13 protein-coding genes and 2 pseudogenes are annotated in these 17,591 nt (G+C 69.7%); 9 read left to right on the forward strand and 6 right to left on the reverse strand.

The window, feature by feature from the left end; all coding sequences use genetic code 11:
• Both AC16DP_RS47330 and AC16DP_RS47335 read left to right on the forward strand, forming a co-directional pair.
• Positions 1–479: pseudogene (locus AC16DP_RS47330) on the forward strand (hypothetical protein); the annotation flags it as partial.
• Between the two features lie 318 nt (positions 480–797).
• Complete coding sequence (locus AC16DP_RS47335; protein ID WP_329729042.1) at positions 798–1,667, forward strand: hypothetical protein; 870 nt, start codon at positions 798–800, stop codon at positions 1,665–1,667.
• A gap of 14 nt (positions 1,668–1,681) precedes the next feature.
• Here the strand turns inward: AC16DP_RS47335 and radA are convergent, their stop codons facing one another.
• A complete protein-coding gene (gene radA / locus AC16DP_RS47340) occupies positions 1,682–3,043 on the reverse strand; it encodes a DNA repair protein RadA (RefSeq protein WP_329729043.1) in 1,362 nt (453 codons plus the stop codon).
• Between the two features lie 211 nt (positions 3,044–3,254).
• Between radA and AC16DP_RS47345 the strand changes: the two genes are divergently transcribed.
• The 6 genes and pseudogenes from AC16DP_RS47345 to AC16DP_RS47370 all read left to right on the forward strand — a co-directional run bounded on the left by AC16DP_RS47345 (position 3,255) and on the right by AC16DP_RS47370 (position 8,262).
• On the forward strand, positions 3,255–3,521 hold the full coding sequence (locus AC16DP_RS47345; RefSeq protein WP_329729044.1) for a GlsB/YeaQ/YmgE family stress response membrane protein: 267 nt from the start codon (positions 3,255–3,257) through the stop codon (positions 3,519–3,521).
• Positions 3,522–3,680: 159 nt separating this feature from the next.
• Positions 3,681–4,712: a biotin synthase BioB gene (gene bioB, locus AC16DP_RS47350; protein WP_329729045.1), complete on the forward strand. Its 1,032-nt coding sequence runs from the start codon at positions 3,681–3,683 to the stop codon at positions 4,710–4,712.
• A 110-nt stretch (positions 4,713–4,822) separates the two neighbouring features.
• Entirely contained in the window at positions 4,823–5,947 is a 1,125-nt protein-coding gene (gene bioF / locus AC16DP_RS47355) for an 8-amino-7-oxononanoate synthase (RefSeq protein ID WP_329729077.1), read from the forward strand.
• A gap of 86 nt (positions 5,948–6,033) precedes the next feature.
• Positions 6,034–6,711 (forward strand): annotated as a pseudogene (gene bioD, locus AC16DP_RS47360) (dethiobiotin synthase); the annotation flags it as partial.
• Positions 6,712–6,775: 64 nt separating this feature from the next.
• Positions 6,776–7,093, forward strand: coding sequence for a hypothetical protein (locus AC16DP_RS47365; protein ID WP_329729046.1), 318 nt, complete (start codon positions 6,776–6,778; stop codon positions 7,091–7,093).
• Positions 7,090–8,262: a pyridoxal phosphate-dependent aminotransferase gene (locus tag AC16DP_RS47370; RefSeq protein WP_329729047.1), complete on the forward strand. Its 1,173-nt coding sequence runs from the start codon at positions 7,090–7,092 to the stop codon at positions 8,260–8,262. Before AC16DP_RS47365 ends, AC16DP_RS47370 begins: the two co-directional genes overlap by 4 nt.
• Before the next feature lie 9 nt (positions 8,263–8,271).
• On the opposite strand, the gene AC16DP_RS47375 is transcribed toward AC16DP_RS47370, so the two are convergent.
• The 4 genes from AC16DP_RS47375 to AC16DP_RS47390 form a co-directional block, all read right to left on the reverse strand.
• Entirely contained in the window at positions 8,272–8,709 is a 438-nt protein-coding gene (locus AC16DP_RS47375) for a citrate lyase holo-[acyl-carrier protein] synthase (protein WP_329729048.1), read from the reverse strand.
• A 199-nt stretch (positions 8,710–8,908) separates the two neighbouring features.
• Entirely contained in the window at positions 8,909–9,379 is a 471-nt protein-coding gene (locus AC16DP_RS47380; protein ID WP_329729049.1) for a response regulator, read from the reverse strand.
• A gap of 182 nt (positions 9,380–9,561) precedes the next feature.
• The gene (locus AC16DP_RS47385) at positions 9,562–11,676 is read right to left on the reverse strand and encodes an OPT family oligopeptide transporter (protein ID WP_329729050.1); all 2,115 of its coding nucleotides are present in this window, start codon (positions 11,674–11,676) and stop codon (positions 9,562–9,564) included.
• 110 nt (positions 11,677–11,786) lie between these two features.
• Complete coding sequence (locus AC16DP_RS47390; protein WP_329729051.1) at positions 11,787–13,238, reverse strand: NAD(P)/FAD-dependent oxidoreductase; 1,452 nt, start codon at positions 13,236–13,238, stop codon at positions 11,787–11,789.
• 271 nt (positions 13,239–13,509) lie between these two features.
• On the opposite strand from AC16DP_RS47390, the gene AC16DP_RS47395 reads away from it, so the two are divergent.
• Positions 13,510–15,360 carry a methyl-accepting chemotaxis protein gene (locus AC16DP_RS47395; RefSeq protein WP_329729052.1) on the forward strand — a complete coding sequence of 617 codons (1,851 nt, stop codon included), beginning with the start codon at positions 13,510–13,512 and terminating at the stop codon, positions 15,358–15,360.
• Between the two features lie 47 nt (positions 15,361–15,407).
• Here AC16DP_RS47395 and AC16DP_RS47400 read toward each other — a convergent pair whose 3' ends face one another.
• A complete protein-coding gene (locus tag AC16DP_RS47400; protein ID WP_329729053.1) occupies positions 15,408–17,591 on the reverse strand; it encodes a sensor histidine kinase in 2,184 nt (727 codons plus the stop codon).

The following is a 17,591-nucleotide window of genomic DNA, read 5'->3' on the forward strand; positions in this document are numbered from 1 at the left end:
CCTGGGGCGCGCTCCATTTCGCTCTCGCGCAGATGGGCCCGGTGAGTGCGCAGCGTACGGCGAAGCGTCTGCAGGCGGTGCTGCGCTTCTGGGAGCCGCTCGATTCCGCGCGCTACCTCTTCAAGAAGCTGGGGACGGCGCAAACGCTGGAGGAGGTGATGGTGGCCTCCTGTGATTGGGCCATGGATGCGTGGTGCCCTGAGGAGGACGCCTCAGTGCGCGAGCGCCTGGCCCTGGCGGCGGAGCGCATGGCGCGGGCGACGCGGGAGGACTGTATCGAGGCCATCTTCCGGGGGATGCCGCGAGCCTTGGCGCATGCCGGGAAGTTGAAGCACTACAGAGTGGTGGCCGACCCTGACTTCCAACGTGAGCGCCTCGCTACACTCGACTCATGGTCCTTCGACCGGGTCTCTGGCGCACGTCCAGGGGACCTCATCTGGCTGTTGACCATCTGGGAGCGCGAACTCGAGAAGCATTAGGAATCGAGGTGTGCCGGTAGGAGGGGGGCGCTGGGTGACCTGACTGCCGAGGGCCTGGAGTTACTCGTCGCTCTCCGTTTCTACTTCTTCCCGGCTTCGTGACTTCTCGCACGAGCGGATCGGGAGTTACACGTGAGTGCCACCACTTGCTGTCCACCCAGGTCTCAGTTCGCATGGTGCATTGCTGTGATTCTCGTCTCGGTGCTCGCCGGCTGTGTGACAGCCTCCGGAGGGCGGAGTTCCTCTGCCTGGAACTCGGAGAGCCCAGGTTTTGAGACGCCGCGAACTGGCACTCCTCGGCAGGGAGTGCTGCTGGCCATGAGCGACGTCCCAGCGGCGGGTGGGCAGTCTCCTGGCCCTGTGTTTCAGGGCTACAATGTACCCGGCCGGAAGCTGGATTCGCAGATGCCCTGGGAGTTCTTCATGGGCAATGCCTCACACCGGCTGATTGCTTTCCGGTATGGTGTCAGTTATCCAGATAGCGTAACGTACTATAATAATAAATCACTCAAATCCATCATTCGTGATGCAAGGATTGGAGATGAATCCCTCCTGCTTCCGGACGAGGTCTTGATATGCCCGGATATTGCCGATGTCTCCCGCCTGGTGCTCTTCGAGATCAAACCCTGGCATGAGCAGGCCCTCAGCGAAGGCCGCGAGGAGGCACGGAAGTACCTGGCTGCACTGAACCGGACCATCCTGGTCGGCGAACGCTTCACTGGGGGCACGGATTTCCACGGCGAAATCCTGATTCGCTTCGCGGCAGGGCAATACATCTGGCGGCTGGAGTGGAAGACCTCCGAGCCGGGGGTGGTGCAGTACCGGTGGACGCGCAGTCAGAAGCCCTTTGATTCGGAAGTGGCTGCATACAGGGACGCGCAGTGGGTGGACCTCACGGTGGAGGAGTTGCGGCAGTATGGCGGGTGGGTGGAAAAGGCCGTGGAAGGGATGATCAGCCGGCGTGAGAAACTCGCCACCGTCAGCGGGACCGTGGGGATGGTGATCGACCTCATCGGTGGAATCGCGACGACGGTCCTGTGGGGTGCGATTCAAGGCCAGATGGGCTCGGGAGCCCAGCAGCCGCCGACCCAAGGAGGTGGACAGGTCATCCCCTTCCCGGCGCGTCCCCCACCCCCTGCGCCTCCGGCCCGGGTACCTGCTGCCGCGGGCATGTCCCTTCCTCGCTGAACGGCCCCCCCCCCTCAGTCGAACATCGCTCCCAGCGCCTCGGAGAGCGTCTCGACTCCCACCACCTCCAGCTTCGTGCCCTCCAGCCGCCTCGCGCTCCCCTTGGGGATGATGGCCCGCTGGAAGCCCATCTTCGCCGCCTCCGCCAGCCTCGGCTCCACCTGGCCCACCGCGCGCACCTCTCCCGCCAGGCCCACCTCGCCCAGCACCAGCGTGTGCGCCTCCAGCGGCCGGTTCTGCAGGCTGCTCACCAGCGCCGCGCACACCGCCAGGTCGCACGCCGGCTCCGACAGCTGCATGCCTCCCGCCACGTTCACGAAGAGATCACACCCCACCAGCGGGATGTCCTCCTTCTTCTCCAGCACCGCCGCCAGCAGCGCCACGCGGTTACCGTCCACGCCAATCGCCGTGCGCCGCGCCGTGCCGTAGCCCGTGGGCGCCACCAGCGCCTGCACCTCCACCAGCAGCGGCCTCGTCCCGTTCAGCGTGCACGTCACCACGCTGCCCGCCTTGCCCGCCGGCCGCTCGGCCAGGAACAGCGCCGACGGGTCCGGCACCTCCACCAGCCCCGCTCCCTTCATCTCGAAGACGCCAATCTCGTTCGTCGAGCCGAAGCGGTTCTTGTGCGCCCGAAGAATCCGGAACGGATGGCCCCGCTCGCCCTCGAAGTAGAGGACGGTGTCCACCATGTGCTCCAGCACGCGCGGGCCCGCGATGGAGCCCTCCTTCGTCACGTGCCCCACCAGGAACGTCGGCACCCCGCTGCGCTTGGCGAACGCCATGAAGCGCCCCGCCACCTCTCGCACCTGCGAGATGCTCCCCGGCGCGCTGCCCAGCTCCGGCAGGTACATCGTCTGGATGGAGTCCACCACCAGCGCCCGTGGCTTGAGGCCCTCGGCCACCGCCAGCACCCGGTCCGCGTCCGTCTCCGCGAAGAGGTGGATGTCCTCGCTCTCCACCCGCAGCCGCTCGGCCCTCATCTTCGTCTGCCGCAGCGACTCCTCGCCCGATACGTACAGCACCGGGCCCCACCGCCCCAGCTTGTCCAGTGCCGCCAAGAGCAGCGTGGACTTGCCGATGCCCGGGTCTCCTCCCAGCAGCACCAGCGAGCCGTCCACCACTCCGCCTCCCAGCACCCGGTCGAACTCGGCGATGCCCGTGCGCCGGCGCTCCTCCTGCTCGCCGCTCACCTCGCGCAGCCGCACCGGCTTGGACGCCCCTCCCGAGGCGCCCCACGCCGGGCGCTTCTCGTCCACCTTCGCCTCGGTCTCCTCCACCAGCGAGCTCCACGCGCCGCAGTCGGGACACTTCCCCAACCACTTCGCCGACTGGTACCCGCACGCCTGACACGTGTAGTGCGTCTTTGCCTTCGCCATGGAACCCCTTGTCTATCCCAGGGCACCCACGTTTCCCTCGCTTTCCCTCACGCCTGCCCGCCCCTCCCCGGGGGCCGTCCGGCGAGCGAGCGGCCGGGCATGGGGGTCTCTCCCGGGCCTCCCCGTCAAGTTGTGCCTCGGGGCTGGGCTCACCACGTTTCTTCCCAATCGGGGCCGCACGTCGCGGTACCCCATGAAAGGGAGAACGAAGATGGGCATCCTCTGGTTGCTGGTGGTGGGTCTGGTGGCGGGTCTGATCGCGCGTGCTCTCGTTCCGGGCCGTCAGTCCATGGGTCTGGTCATGACGATGGTGCTGGGCGTCGTGGGCTCGTTCGTGGGTGGCTTCATCGGCTCGCTCTTCACGCACCGGGCCGTGACGGACCTGCATGCCACGGGTCTCATCATGTCGATCATCGGCTCCATCGTGGTGCTACTCGTGGTGAGCATGGCGGGCCGGGGCCGTCGCATCCACGCCTGATGTCGGGGACCCGGTAGGGGAGGGGCACGCCCGTCGTGCCTCCTCCGCCGGGTCCCTCCCTCGGGGGGTGGATCGGGGTCGTCAACCCGGGCGCGCTGCGTGGTTGACAAGGGCGGTCCGTCCACGCACCGTGCGCGCTCCACACCCCCCGAGGAGCCCATGTCCGACTCCGCCGCCCACGATTTCCACGGTCACGCCCACTTCGCCGCTCCGCCTCCGGGTGTCGTCGTCCGCCACGACTGGACGCTCCCCGAGGTGCGCGCCCTCTACGAGCTCCCCCTGCTCGAGCTCATCCACAAGGCGCAGAGCGTCCACCGCGCCGTCTTCCAGGACAACAAGGTGCAGCTGTGCTCGCTGCTGTCCATCAAGACGGGCGGCTGCCCCGAGGACTGCGGCTACTGCCCCCAGGCCGCGCGCTACCACAAGGACACCGGCCTGCAGGCCGAGAAGCTCATGTCCGTGCCCTCCGTGCTGGATGCCGCCTCCAAGGCCCGCTCGGCCGGCGCCACCCGCTTCTGCATGGGCGCCGCCTGGCGCGAGGTGAAGGACGGGCCCCAGTTCGACAACGTCCTGGAGATGGTTCGCGGCGTGAAGGCGCTCGGCATGGAGGCCTGTGCCACGCTCGGCATGCTCACCGAGAGCCAGGCGAAGCGTCTCAAGGACGCCGGCCTCTCCGCCTACAACCACAACCTCGACACCTCCGAGGAGAAGTACGGCGACATCATCTCCACCCGCACCTACCAGGACCGGCTCGAAACCCTCGAGCGCGTGCGCCAGGCCGGCATCTCCGTGTGCTCCGGCGGCATCATCGGCCTGGGTGAGTCCCTGGATGACCGCTGCAAGCTCCTCCTCACGCTCGCCAACCAGGAGGTCCACCCCGAGTCCGTTCCCATCAACGCGCTCGTCGCCGTGAAGGGCACGCCGCTGCAGGACCAGAAGCCCGTGCAGACCGTGGAGATGGTCCGCACCATCGCCACCGCCCGCATCCTCATGCCCCTGGCCATGGTGCGCCTGTCCGCCGGCCGCATGCAGATGAACGAGGAGGCCCAGCTGCTGTGCATGCTCGCCGGCGCCAACTCGCTCTTCTTCGGCGAGAAGCTCCTCACCACCGGCAACCCCGAGTACACCCAGGACATGGCCCTCCTCGAGAAGGCCGGCATCCGCCCCCTGGAGCCGGATACGGCGCGGTAATGACCCGGGATTCGCGATACCCTCACCCCGTCCCTCTCCCGGAGGGAGAGGGGAGTGTTGCCCCCGTGGGCAATGGGGCCGCGGTGGTCACGGGCTGGGCCCGGGCGGACATGGACTCCCTGTCCTCCCGCGGGCTGAAGCGGTTCCTCGAGCCGCTCGACTCCCCCCAGGGCCCCCTCGTCCGCGTCGGCGGGGAGACGCTCGTCAACTTCTCCTCCAATGACTACCTGGGCCTCGCCGCCTCGCCCTCCGTGCGCGCCGCCGCCATGGCCGCCTTGGAGGTCCATGGGGTGGGCTCCGGCGCCAGCCGGCTCGTCGTCGGCGACACTACCGCCCACCAGCGGCTGGAGGCCCGGCTCGCCGCCTTCGAGCACGCCGAGGCCGCCCTTCTCTTCAACTCGGGCTATGCCGCCAACGTCGGCACCCTGCAGGCCCTCCTCGGCCCCGAGGACGCCGTCTTCTCCGACGCCCTCAACCACGCCTCCCTCATCGACGGCTGCCGCCTCTCGCGCGCCCGCACCGTCGTCTACCCGCATGCCGACGTCGAGGTGCTCGACCGCGCCCTCGCCTCCACTCCCGCACGAAGGCGCCTCGTCGTCACCGACACCGTGTTCTCCATGGACGGGGACCATGCGCCCCTGCGGGAGCTCGTCGGCGTCTGCCGCGCCCACGGCGCCGCGCTCCTCGTGGACGAGGCTCATGCCACCGGCGTGCTCGGCTCCCGCGGCGCCGGGCTGTGCGAGGAGCTGGGGCTCGAGAGCGCCGTCGACGTGCGCATGGGCACCTTGAGCAAGTCCCTCGGCGTGCTGGGCGCGTACATCTGCGCCTCCCGCCCCGTGGTGGAGCTCGTCCTCAACCGCGCCCGGCCCCTCGTCTTCTCCACGGCCCTGCCCGCCGCCCTGTGCGCCGCCGCCGGGGCCGCCGTGGACATCGTCGAGCACGATGACGCCCTGCGCGCCCGCCTGTGGCGCAACATCCGCCGCTTCTCCCAGGGCCTGCGCTCGCTCGGCTTCGCCGCCGAGCCCCGCAGTGCCATCTTCCCCGTCATCGTGGGCGAGCCCGAGGCCGCCGTCGCCGCGGCTCGCGCGCTGCGCTCCAAGGGCCTGCTGGTGAAGGCCATCCGCCCTCCCACCGTCCCCGTGGGCACCAGCCGGCTTCGCTTCTGTCTCTCCGCCGCCCATACCGAGGGCCATCTGGACCTCGCCCTGGAAGGGCTGCGCTCGCTGCGACTCTGAATCTCCAAGTGGGAGGTCGTGTGGCAACTCGAGGTTCTCGATACCCTCACCCCGTCCCTCTCCCGAAGGGAGAGGGGCAATGGCCGCGGTTCTTCGTCACGGGCACGGATACCGGGGTGGGGAAGACGCAGGCTTCACGCGCTCTGCTCTCCCTGCTCGCCGATGCCGGGCTCTCTCCCCAGGGCTTCAAGCCCTATGAGAGCGGGTGTGCCTCCCTCTCCGCTCCCTCCGACGCGCTCTCCCTGCGCGAGGCCGCCCGGAGCGACCTGCCCCTCGACATCGTCTGCCCCCACCGCTTCCGCGCGCCCCTCGCCCCAGGCGTCGCCGCGCGCCGCCTCGGCCGTGAGCCGGATTGGAACACCACCCTCGCCGCCTGGGAGCGCATCCGCCACGGCTCCGTCGTCGTCGAGGGCGCCGGTGGCCTCTTCGTCCCCCTCGACTCCTCCCACGACGTCATCGACCTCATCTCCCTCCTCGGGCTCCCCGTCCTGCTCGTCGCCCGCGCCGGCCTGGGTACGCTCAACCACACCGCCCTGTCCCTCGAGGCCCTCGCCGCGCGCAACATCCCTGTCGCGGCCGTGCTCCTCTCCCGGAGCTCTCCCTCCCGCGACCCCTCCGAGCGCGACAACCCCTCCCTCATCGCCGAGCGCCATCACATCCAGGTCCTCGGTCCAGTTCCCTACCTGGAGGATCCACGCCGCCGCCACGCGGCCTTCCGCAAGGCGCTCGCTCCACTCGTGCCCGAACGCGCGCGAGGCCGATAAATCGGCCTCCGCGGCGATCCAAAGGCGCGCGCGAGTGCAAGTTTTCGTGTTGCACGGCCGTGAAATGGACGCATGTTTCGATCTGCGCGAGAACGCCACGCGAATGGCGGACATCATCGACCTCTCGCTCCTCGCCGATGCCAGGCGCTACCTCTCCAAGTTGCTCGATGCGCGCGGTATCTCCTACTTCCTCCAGAAGGATGGTCAGCGGCTCTTCCACATCGAGCCCGCCAAGGTCGATCTCGTGGTCCGGACCGCCATCCGCTCCCGCGCTGACGGGCTGGCCGCGCCCCACCCGAAGGCCGTCGAGCACTGCCGCAAGGAGATCCGCCGCGAGCTGATCCGCCTCGTCGCCTCCGCCATGTTGCAGACGGGGCTGTGAGCGGCTTCTCCTCCCGCACCGGCTTCCCCCGCACCTGGATCCCCCTGGCCCGGGCGCTCGACGAGCGCCGCCAACGCGGGCTCCCCCTGTTGGATCTCACCGAGACCAACCCCACCCGCGTGGGCCTGCCCGCGCCCGAGCCGGCCCTGCTGGCCACTCCCGGGGCCCTCGGCTACGCGCCCGAGCCCCTGGGGCTCCTCCCGGCCCGCGAGGCCGTGGCCGCGCACCTGGCCTCCCGTGGCGCCCCCGTCTCCCCCGCGCACCTCGTCCTCTCGGCGAGCACGAGCGAGTCCTACGGCTGGCTCTTCAAGCTGCTGTGCGAGCCCGGGGACAACGTGCTCGTCCCCGCGCCCAGCTACCCCCTCTTCGAGTACCTCACGCGTCTGGAGGGCGTGGAGGCGCGCACCTACCGCCTGCCGCGCGCCCACGGCTTCGGCCTGGACGTGGAGGAGGTGGCCGCCGCGAGGGACGCCCGCACCCGCGCCGTGCTCGTGGTGAACCCCGGCAACCCCACCGGCCACTATCTCCACGAGGGCGAGCTGGAGGCCCTGGGGCGGCTGTGCGCGGAGGCCGGGCTGGCGCTCATTTCGGACGAGGTGTTCTCCGACTTCGCCTGGGACGAGGCGCCAGGCCGGGTGCCCACCGTGGCCGGGCGCGAGCTGCCCATGCTCACCTTCTCCCTCTCCGGCCTGTCCAAGGTGGCGGGGCTGCCCGGCCTCAAGCTGGGCTGGACGCACGTGGGCGGGCCCGCTGCCCTCCGCGAGGAGGCCCTGGCCCGCCTGGAGCTGGTGGCGGACACGTACCTGCCGGTGAACACGCCCGTGCAGCTCGCCCTGCCGGGGCTGCTGGCGCACGCACCGCGCTTCCAACAGGCGCTGCTGGCCCGGGTGAAGGAGAACCGGCGCCGGCTGCTCCAGGCCCGCCCGGGGGATGCCCGCTGGGACGTCCTGCCCGCTCAGGGGGGATGGAGCACCGTGTTGCGCATTCCGCTGGAGCCCGGGGAGGAGGCCACCTGCCTGGCCCTGCTCGACGCGGGCGTGGGGGTGCAGCCGGGCTACTTCTACGACTTCACCGGCGGGGCCTTCCTGGTGCTGTCCCTGCTGCCGGCACCGGAGGTCTTCTCCGCCGCGATGGAGCCGCTCGTGCGCGTGCTGGCCACGAGCGGATAGCGGCCTCCCCTACCGGGAGGCCGTGCCGCCCACCGCCTCGCGCGGCACCTTGCCCGTGGTCCCCAGGCTTCCGGCGAGGCCGTAGCACTCGATGCCCAGCTGCCGGTCCCACGCGGCCTCCCCCTCGATGCGGGTGGCCCGGCGGCGCGCCAGCAGGGCGGGCAGCTGCGTGACGAAGAGGCCGTAGTAGCCCGCCGCGTCCTCGAGCATCTCCGCGGGCGACGTGCCCAGCTCCTGCTCCAGCCGCTGCAGCCCGGCGAGGAAGAGGTGCTGGCAGTCCTCGTTGGACGCGGTGCCCCGGGGCACGTCCAGGGCCAGCTCGATGATGGAGCGGCCGGACATGTTCCGGGCGAGCTCCTGACGCACCTTGGAACGCTGCTCCCGTGCTTCCAGCACACGTGCCTCCTCGGCGCGCACCGACGCTCGATTCACCAGGGCTGTGCTCATCGTGGGCTCCTCCCCAGAGGCCCGGAAGTGGGCCCATGTCTCCATCCATTTAATGGAGACGCCTGACGCTGCTTCGTGATGCGCCTGACGGGAGATAAGGACGGCTCCCTCCTTCTTCATGCAAACAGGGAGGCGAGCGTTCTCCAGCCAGCAAAGTCCTGCCCTCCGGGGAAGGCAGCGTACGGCAGTGGACAGGCCCTCAGGCCGTCTTCCGGGGCGCGGCGGCCGCGGACGGCAGCTCGTTGAGCACCAGCCAGTACATGCCCAGCTGCCGCACCGCCTCGAAGAAGGCGGTGACGTCCACCGGCTTGTGCACGAAGCTGTTCACCCCCAGCTCGTAGCTCTCCACCAGGTCGCGCTCCTCCTTGGAGGAGGTGAGCACCACCACCGGCAGCGCGCGCGTCTGCTCGTTGGCGCGGATGCGCCGCAGCACCTCCAGCCCATCGATGCGCGGCAGGTGCAGATCCAACAGCACCACCTGCGGCCGGATGGAGGGATCCCGGTTCTCGTGCCGGCCCTGCATGAAGAGGTAGTCGAGCGCCTCGGCGCCGTCCCGCACCACCACCACCGGGTTGTGCAGGCCGCTCTTGCGGAACGCCCGGAGGGTCATCAGCTCGTCATCGGCATTGTCCTCGACGAGCAGAACGACACGCTGGCTGAGCTCATACATGGGACTCTCTCCTCCGAGGATTCCGGGCTGTTCCTCGGGACTCTCCTGCCTTCGGAGTTTTAGCTGAAGTCCAGCTGAAATTCTACAGCTAAGTTGGAGTCCTATTCCCGTCAACCAAAGCAAAGCGCCCGGTGGGGAAGACTCCCACCGGGCGCTCGGGGCTGAAGACGGGGGTGGGGTGGCTATGCCTGCGTGGGCTTGCGCGAGATGCGGTAGAGCACGAAGCCCATGAGGGCGAAGGCGATGACGCCGATCAGGTCATAGCCGGCCGCGCCCACGGAGTGGTGCAGGGCCTGCTCCACGGACAGCTTGGAGATGGCGGCGTTGACGCCCTCGTTCACCGAGAGGATGGCGACGACGACGCCGGCCAGGGCGCCACCGGCCACCAGGCCCGTGGAGAAGAGGTTGCCGGGCCCGAGCTCGGACTCCTCCACGTGCTCGCCCTTGCGCCTGGCCATGTAGTCGGACAGGCCCTTGATGGCGCCGCCCACGAAGATGGGAGCGGTGGTGGACAGGGGCAGGTAGGCGCCCACGGCGAAGGACAGCGACTTCACGCCGCACAGCTCCATCGTCACCGACAGGGCCACGCCCACCAGCACGAACTGCCAGTCGAGGTTGAAGGACAGCAGGCCCTTGATGAGGGTGGCCATCAGCGTGCCCTGCGGGGCGGGGAAGGCGTCCGTGCCGATCATGTGCTGCACGCCCTGGGCCCGCAGCGCCTCGGTGGGGGTGTCCAGCAGCTTCATGGTGAGGCCGATGACGATGGCCGCGGCCACCGCGCCAATCATGAGGCCGATCTGCTGCGCCCGCGGGGTGGCGCCCACCAGGTAGCCCGTCTTCAGGTCCTGCGAGGTGGCACCCGCGTTGGCCGCGGCGATGCACACCATGCCGCCCACGCACAGCGCCATGGGCTGGTACATGTCACCCGTCCAGCCGATGCCGATGAAGATGAGGCAGGTGGCCATCAGCGTGGCGATCGTCATGCCGGAGATGGGGTTGGACGACGAGCCGATGATGCCGACGATGCGCGAGGCCACCGTCACGAAGAAGAAGCCGAACACCACGATGAGGATGCCCAGCAGCAGCCGGCCGAACACGCTGCCCGGCAGGAAGGGCAGGGCGGCCATCGTCAGGATGAGGCCCACGCTGCCGAAGAGCACGAAGGTGATGGGCAGGTCGCGCTCGGTGCGCTTCTGCGCGGCGCCCGCGGCGCCCTCCTTGAAGGAGGCGATGCTCTCCTTGAAGGCCGCCACGATGGTGGGCAGCGTCTTGAGCAGCGTGATGAAGCCGCCCGCGGCCACCGCGCCCGCGCCGATCTGCCGCACGTACGCGCGGTAGATGGCCGTGGCCGTGTTGGCGAAGCCGTGCGTCGCCGGATCCCACCCGCCGGGGCCGCCCGCCGTGGTGAGGCTCGTCAGGTAGCCCAGCTTCACCAGCTGCTCCGCGATGGTGTCCGGCGGAACCACCGAGGCCAGCAGCGGGATGATGCCCAGCCACGCCAGCACGCCACCGGCCACCAGCACGCCGGCGATCTTCGGGCCGACGATGTAGCCCACGCCCAGGTACTCGGGGGTGATGTCGCCATTCAGCGTGGCGGACGGGAAGTACTTGTTGGCCTGCTTCGTCACCAGCGCCGGGGTCTCGGCGATGAGCTTCACGATCTTCTGCAGCAGCGCGTACACGAAGGCGAAGCCCACGCCCTGGAAGGCGATCTTCGCCAGGTCTCCGCCCTTCTCACCGGCGATGAGCACCGAGGCGCACGCCGTGCCCTCGGGGTAGGGCAGGTTGCCGTGCTCCTTCACGATGAGCGAGCGGCGCAGCGGCACCATCATCAGCGTGCCCAGCACGCCGCCCAGCAGCGCCAGCGTGAAGATGGTCCAGTACTCGAAGAAGCTGGAGCCCTGGCTGTCGGTGCTCAGGAAGAGGAAGCCGGGCAGGGTGAACACCACGCCCGCGGCGATGGACTCACCGGCCGAGCCGATGGTCTGCACCACGTTGTTCTCGAGGATCGTCGAGCCTCCCAGCTTCTTGAGCAGGGAGATGGCGAGCACCGCGATGGGGATGGAGGCGGAGACCGTCAGGCCCGCCTTCAGGGCCAGGTACACCGTGGCGGCGCCGAAGATGACGCCGAAGAGCACGCCGATGCCGATGGCCTTGGGCGTGAACTCGGCGACGTCGCTCCGGTCCGCGGGGATGTAGGGCTGGAACTCCGCTGTCTTGACGGCTTCGGGGGCGGCGGAGGCGGCCGCGACGGCGACGCTCCGAACCGCCTCGGACTTGGCTGCTTCAGGCTTCAATGGGGGCTCCCAGAAGGGGGACGACCGTGTCGGGGGTGGAGTTCTACAACTCCCTCCCCGGTCCTCCAAATGACCGCTGGGAGCCGGAGCCCAGGCAGGCGGGCGTGACGCTATGCGGCGATGTCCCGCGCGCCCGGAGCCGCCGGGGGCGTCCTCCGCCCGGGCGGGGGGGGCAGGGTGGTGAGGTTGGCCCGCTGCTCCCGCGGGACGAACAGGCTCTTGAGGTTGTAGGCCGTCAGCGCCGCGACGAAGCCCGGCTGCAGCAGCCCCTCCATCCCCTTGCGCATGTGCAGCACCTCGTAGAAGGCGTGGCAGGCCTTCGCGTCCAGCGAGGTCAGGTCGATCATGTTCTGGACGGACCACTGCACGGCCTTCAGCCCGAAGGGCCGCCTGCCCCGGGCCTCCGGGTGGGCCAGGTCCATGGTGGTGGTGAGGAACCAGCACAGGCCGACGATCCTGCTCAGCTCCTTCTGGAAGCTCCGCGCCAGCCCCGCGTACAGGCCCCCCGGCGAGGCGCGCGCCCGGGCCACCTTCTCCCCGAGCAGCTTCGCCCCCAGGCACGCCACCGTCATGCCCTGCCCGAAGACGGGGTTGAGGGCGCAGACGGTGTCACCCAGGAGCACGAAGCCCTCCGGGAAGCGCGCCATCTTCTCGTAGTGCATCCAGCGGCTCGTCGGAATCTTGTACGAGACGGGCGCGCTCAGCGGCTTCGCGTCGCGGATGTACTCGTAGAGGTGGGGCGCGGGCAGGTTCCGGGCGAACTCCAGGAAGCCCGCGTCATCCGTGGGCGCGTGGTCCCCGAAGTACCCGTTGAGACTGACGATCCACCGTCCGCCCTCCACGTTGGAGATGAAGCCCGAGCGCTTCGCCTCGGGGGCGCGGCCGTTGATGACCAGGATCTTCCACTCCTCGAAGTTCGCGGGGCGCTCGTAGAGCCGGCTCGTGTAGCCCAGGTCGATGCCCACCTGCTCCTCTTCCGGGCGGCCGTAGCCCAGCGCCTCCAGCCAGTGCGGGGCCCGCGAGCCCCGGCCGCTGGTGTCCACCACCAGCCCGCCCTCGAGCAGCTGCTCGCCCTCGGGGCCCTTCACCTTCGCCCCGGTGACGCGCGTGCGCGAGGCGTCCGTGAGCAGTTCCTCCACGCCATAGCCCTGCCACACCTCGACGTTGGGCAGCGAGGTGACGCGGGCGCGCACCTTCCACTCCAGGAAGGGCCGCGAGACGAGCACGGACCGGGGACCGCCCTCGTAGCGCACCTTCCAGCTGCCCGACTGGAACCAGGCGGCGTCCCGGGCCAGATCTGCGAGATCCGCGCCCTCGTGCACCAGCTCCCGCACCAGCCCGGGGAAGAGGCCGTCCAGCACCGTCAGCCCGGCCTCCAGCAGGGCGTGGATGTGGCGCCCCTGCGGCGCGTTCTTCCGGGCCTCCGGGCCTTCCGGCAGCCGCTCCCGCTCCAGGATGATGACCTTCTCGAACTGCCCGGAGAGCACCCGCGCGCTCAAGAGTCCCGCCATGCTGCCGCCAATGACAATGGCCTGTCCGGGTCCTCGCTCGTTGGGACGCACTCTCACCTCCTGATAGGGGGGCTGATCGACTGCTCGCTGTGGGGGCTTGCGAGGATAGGTGAAGCTGAAAAGAACCGGTACGGTCTCCCGGTATGTGCCAACTGCGCGGAGAGGGTAGGAGCCGCCCCAACACGACGGGTCGCGTCAACACGATCCAACGGGATGGATGGCCCTGCTCCTGCCGAGGGAGCGGCTTCACGCCATGTATGTGCGGAGCAGCGCGGACGGAAAACGGCATTTCAGGCGAACAGTGCTAGGATGCCGCCCATCCATGAGCAACGCTGAGTTGAAGCGGCTGGTTCTCAAGTTCTTCCTGGAGCAGCAGATCGCGATGCTGACTGCCCTGGGTCCCGTGGCCTACATGATCACGTTGACCCTGGGTCTGCCTCCGGACCGGGCCTGGTTCGTCACCTGGGTCAATTTCGGCACGCTGACGCCGGTGTTCGGGGCCATGCTGCCCCTGCTGTTCATCTGGCTCGAGCTGAAGAACGCGCTCACGCCTCGTGTGGACGAGATTCCCGGCGAGCGGCTGAAGCGCATCCTCAAGGCGCCCCGGCGCATCGAGCTCCGGATGTGGCTGGGCTACGGCGTGTCCTGCGTCCTGTGGGCGGGCTGGCCCACGGTGCTGTACGGGCTGGATGCCTGGGACGTGCCGCTGACGGTGGCCTCGTTCATGGTGCTGGCGAAGGTGGTGGGCATCCGCATGGCGCTGCGGTTGGATCGGCTGCTGCGCCCCTACGCCCTCGAGGAGTTCCACAAGTACCCGCAGGCGCGCGTGGAGGACAGCGGCCAGGCCTGGCCCAAGATGCGCTGGTACCTGCCCTACTGCTTCGCCCTCTTCGTCTTCGCCACGCTGACGGTGACGAGCATCATCGTCTACAAGAAGACCCAGTACGGCTTCGGTGAGCTGTTCACCAACCTGATGCGGCTGGTGCCCGCCGCGGTGCTGGCCCAGCTGCGCACGGACGTGGCCAACATCCTGGGCACCATCGTGGTGCCGGTGGTGTGCGTCGGTGGCTTCATGATCTTCGCGGCGGCGTGGTGCGCCTGGGAGCTGGCGCGCCACCAGAGCCAGGGCACCGAGGCCGTGCAGAAGTCCATCGAGTCGATCGCCTCGGGCCGGCCCTCGCTGCCGGAGTGGGTGGCCACCGACGAGGTGGGTGACCTGTCCATGTCCACCGCGTCCGCCTTCGAGCGGCTGCGGACGTTCTCCTCCTCGCTGAGTGACTCGGCGTCGCTGCTGGGCAGGTCCGCGGAGGCGCTCAACGACTCGCACAAGGATCAGACCGAGGCGCTCTCCATCCAGGCCGCGTCGCTCCAGGAGACGCAGGTCACCGCCCAGGAGATCAAACAGACGTCCATGGTGGCCGCCCAGAAGGCGGAGGACGTGCTGCAGCAGGCCGAGCGCGCGGATCAGATCGGCCGCGCCGGTGAGGCCGCGCTCGAGCAGAGCCTCTCGGGCATGCACGACATCCAGAAGCAGGTGATGGAGATGGCGCAGAGCATCCGCTCCCTGGACGAGCGGGCGCGGCAGATCGCCAACATCACCACGACGGTGAAGAGCCTGGCGGACCGCTCCAACATGCTGGCGCTCAACGCCGCCATCGAGGCCGTGCGCTCGGGCGAGCACGGCAAGGGCTTCAGCGTGGTGGCGCGGGAGATCCGCAGCCTGGCGGATCAGTCCATCAAGGCCACCCACAGCGTGCAGAACATCCTGCAGGACCTGAGCGAGGCCATCCGCGTCACGGCGGACATGACGGAGGGGGGCTCCGTGAAGGTGCAGGGCAGCGTGCAGCAGCTGCAGTCCTTCGGCGACAACATCCGGCAGCTGTCCGGCATCGTGCGCGACAACGTGAGCTCCGTGCGGCAGATCTCCGCCGCCGTCACGCAGCAGAACCAGGGCATCGGGCAGATCTTCCAGGCGGTGAATGATCTGACGAAGATCATGGACCAGACGATGTCGAGCCTGCGCACCAGCGACGAGGCCGCGGATCAGATGCGGCTGGTGGCCGAGCGCGTGAGCACCTTCGTGGGCGAGTACGACTGGCAGAGCCGCAAGCAGCGCGCTTCCGCCGGCCCGCCGCCGCTTCCGGGCACGGGCGGTGGAGAGTCGGTGGCCTGAGCCGGGGGGGCCTGGCGGGACCGCTCGCGCTGCCGGGGTGAAGCCCTCTACGGATGGGCGTGCCCGTTCGCCTCGTCCGGGGCGGGCCTGGCCGGGCTTCCCGGCTTCCACGGCAGCTCCAGGGTGAAGGCCGCGCCCTGGCTGGGCCCATCGCTCCGGGCGCGCAGGCTGCCTCCCATCGACTGCGCCAGCAGGGCGCAGCCATGCAGCCCGAAGCCGTGCCCGTCCTTCCTGGCGGTGAAGCCGTACTGGAAGATCTGCCGCATGTTCACCTCGGAGATGCCGATGCCGTTGTCGCTCACCTCCACCTGGATGCTCTCGTCCAGGGCCCGGATGCGCACGACCAGGCGCCGCTGGGAGATGGGGGCCGCCATCAGCGCATGCCGGGCGTTGCTGACGAGGTTGACGAAGATCTGCAACAGCTTGTGCCGATCGGTGAGCACCTTCGGCACCTGGGCGTAATCGCGCACCACCTCGATCTGCGAGGACTGCCGCAACTGGATGTGCAGCGCGTCGTCGGCGGCGTCGCACACGTCGAACTCCTCGAGGAGCTGCGAGGGCCGGGCGGCCAGCGACTGCTGCACGCTGATGATGTTGCCGATGTGGTCGAGGTTCTTGCGCAGCCCCTCCAGCTCCTTCTGGTGCTGCGCGTGCTCCTCGGCCAGCACGCCGCCCACCGAGGAGAGGTACGCCGGCAGGAGCCGGCCCTGGGGATCCTCGGTGAGGTAGCGCGCGAGCTCCTGCTGATGGCCGCGCAGCAGCTCCAGGGCCTTGAAGAGGTTGTGGAGGCGCGAGCGGCGGAAGCGCTCCTCCAGGAGCTGGGTGGAGACCTTGACGCTGCTGAGCACGTTGCCCACGTTGTGCAGGACGGTGGTGGCGATCTCCTCGCGCCCGGCGACGCGCGCGGCCTCCATGAGCTGGTGGTGGGCCTCGCGCAGCTCCCGGGTGCGCTCGCTGACCCGCTGCTCGAGCTCGTCGTGGGCCTGGCGCAGCGCTTCCACGTGCCGCTGCTGGTCGAGCCAGGCGGACTGGAGCTGATGGCCCATCTTCGCGAAGGACTCGGTGAGCTCGCCGAGCTCGTCGCGGCGGCGGCTGGAGGGCAGGGGCGTCTGCCACTGTCCCTGGCTGAGCGCGTCCGCCGCCGTGGCCAGTTGGCGGATGGGGCCCACCAGGCCCCGGGTGAAGAACAGCGCCACCAGCAGCGCCAGCAGCAGCGAGCCCGCGGTGGTGGCGAGGATGACGCGTGAGATCTCCCGCTCGCTGGCGAGGAGGGTGGACAGGGGCCGCTCGTACAGCACCGTCCATTGGATGGTGCCCTGGCCCGCGGGGCGGATGCGCGCGAAGGCCTGGAGGTAGCCCGGCCGTTCGGCGGTGTCGAGCAGCGTCCCGCCCGGCCGGCCGAGGAGCTCCTTCGCGTCCCGCGGGCGTTCCGTGCGCAGGGTGGGGCCGGGGCCCGTCATGTCCCCGTGGAGGTGGCGGGGCTCGGGGCTGGCGAGGTAGTTGCCGGAGGCATCCACCAGGTACACGCGGTCCTCGGGCTCATCGGGGCGCAGCGGCCGCAGCAGGGGCTGGAGCGGCGCGGAGACCACCAGCACGCCGGCGGCGCTCCCATCCAACGCGAGCACCTGCAGGGCGTAGTGGAGCGCGGGCCGGTGGCCCTCCGGGGACTGCTCCAGCTCGACGGGGCTCAGGTAGACGGGCGCCAGCTGGCCGGAGATGCCGCCCAGGCTCATGGCCCCGGAGAAGAAGGCCTCGTGCGCGCGCGAGCGCAGGGCCTGCTTCGGGACGACCTGGAGGCGCTTGCCGTCGAGGAGGACGGCCACCTGCTCCTGGCCGGTGCGATCCAGCAGGGTGATGCCGTCATAGAGGCCGCCCGAGCGGCGCAGCACCGTCTGGAAGAGCTCGAGCACGTCCTGGGGAGGCGAGGCCGGGGCGGTGGCGAGGGCCTGGGCGTAGCGCCGCATGGGCGGGGCCTGGCCGAGCAGGAGCACGTCGCTGATGGAGCGCAGCAGGAGGGCCTCGACGGCGGTGGCCTTGGCCTCGGTGGCCTGGAGCAGCTGGGGGTGGCTGGCCTCGAGGTGCGCCTGGGCCGAGCGCTGGACGTTGTAGAGCGAGGTGATGATGGCGGGGATGAGCAGCACGGCGGTGATGCTGGCCACCATGCGCAGGTAGAGCGGCGAGCGCAGCAGCGAGCGGTGCCGGGGGAGGGGTGCTTGGGGGCCCGGAGCCAT

The organism is Archangium sp. (assembly GCF_057119385.1).

What these genes read in the sequence shown, in the direction of transcription:
- AC16DP_RS47365 (WP_329729046.1), top strand. Translation starts at nt 6,776, where the DNA reads ATGGACGCATGTTTCGATCTGCGCGAGAACGCCACGCGAATGGCGGAC.
- AC16DP_RS47375 (WP_329729048.1), bottom strand. Translation starts at nt 8,709, where the DNA reads ATGAGCACAGCCCTGGTGAATCGAGCGTCGGTGCGCGCCGAGGAGGCA.
- bioF (WP_329729077.1), top strand. Translation starts at nt 4,823, where the DNA reads ATGGACTCCCTGTCCTCCCGCGGGCTGAAGCGGTTCCTCGAGCCGCTC.
- AC16DP_RS47345 (WP_329729044.1), top strand. Translation starts at nt 3,255, where the DNA reads ATGGGCATCCTCTGGTTGCTGGTGGTGGGTCTGGTGGCGGGTCTGATC.
- AC16DP_RS47400 (WP_329729053.1), bottom strand. Translation starts at nt 17,591, where the DNA reads ATGGCTCCGGGCCCCCAAGCACCCCTCCCCCGGCACCGCTCGCTGCTG.
- radA (WP_329729043.1), bottom strand. Translation starts at nt 3,043, where the DNA reads ATGGCGAAGGCAAAGACGCACTACACGTGTCAGGCGTGCGGGTACCAG.
- AC16DP_RS47335 (WP_329729042.1), top strand. Translation starts at nt 798, where the DNA reads ATGAGCGACGTCCCAGCGGCGGGTGGGCAGTCTCCTGGCCCTGTGTTT.
- bioB (WP_329729045.1), top strand. Translation starts at nt 3,681, where the DNA reads ATGTCCGACTCCGCCGCCCACGATTTCCACGGTCACGCCCACTTCGCC.
- AC16DP_RS47380 (WP_329729049.1), bottom strand. Translation starts at nt 9,379, where the DNA reads ATGTATGAGCTCAGCCAGCGTGTCGTTCTGCTCGTCGAGGACAATGCC.
- AC16DP_RS47395 (WP_329729052.1), top strand. Translation starts at nt 13,510, where the DNA reads ATGAGCAACGCTGAGTTGAAGCGGCTGGTTCTCAAGTTCTTCCTGGAG.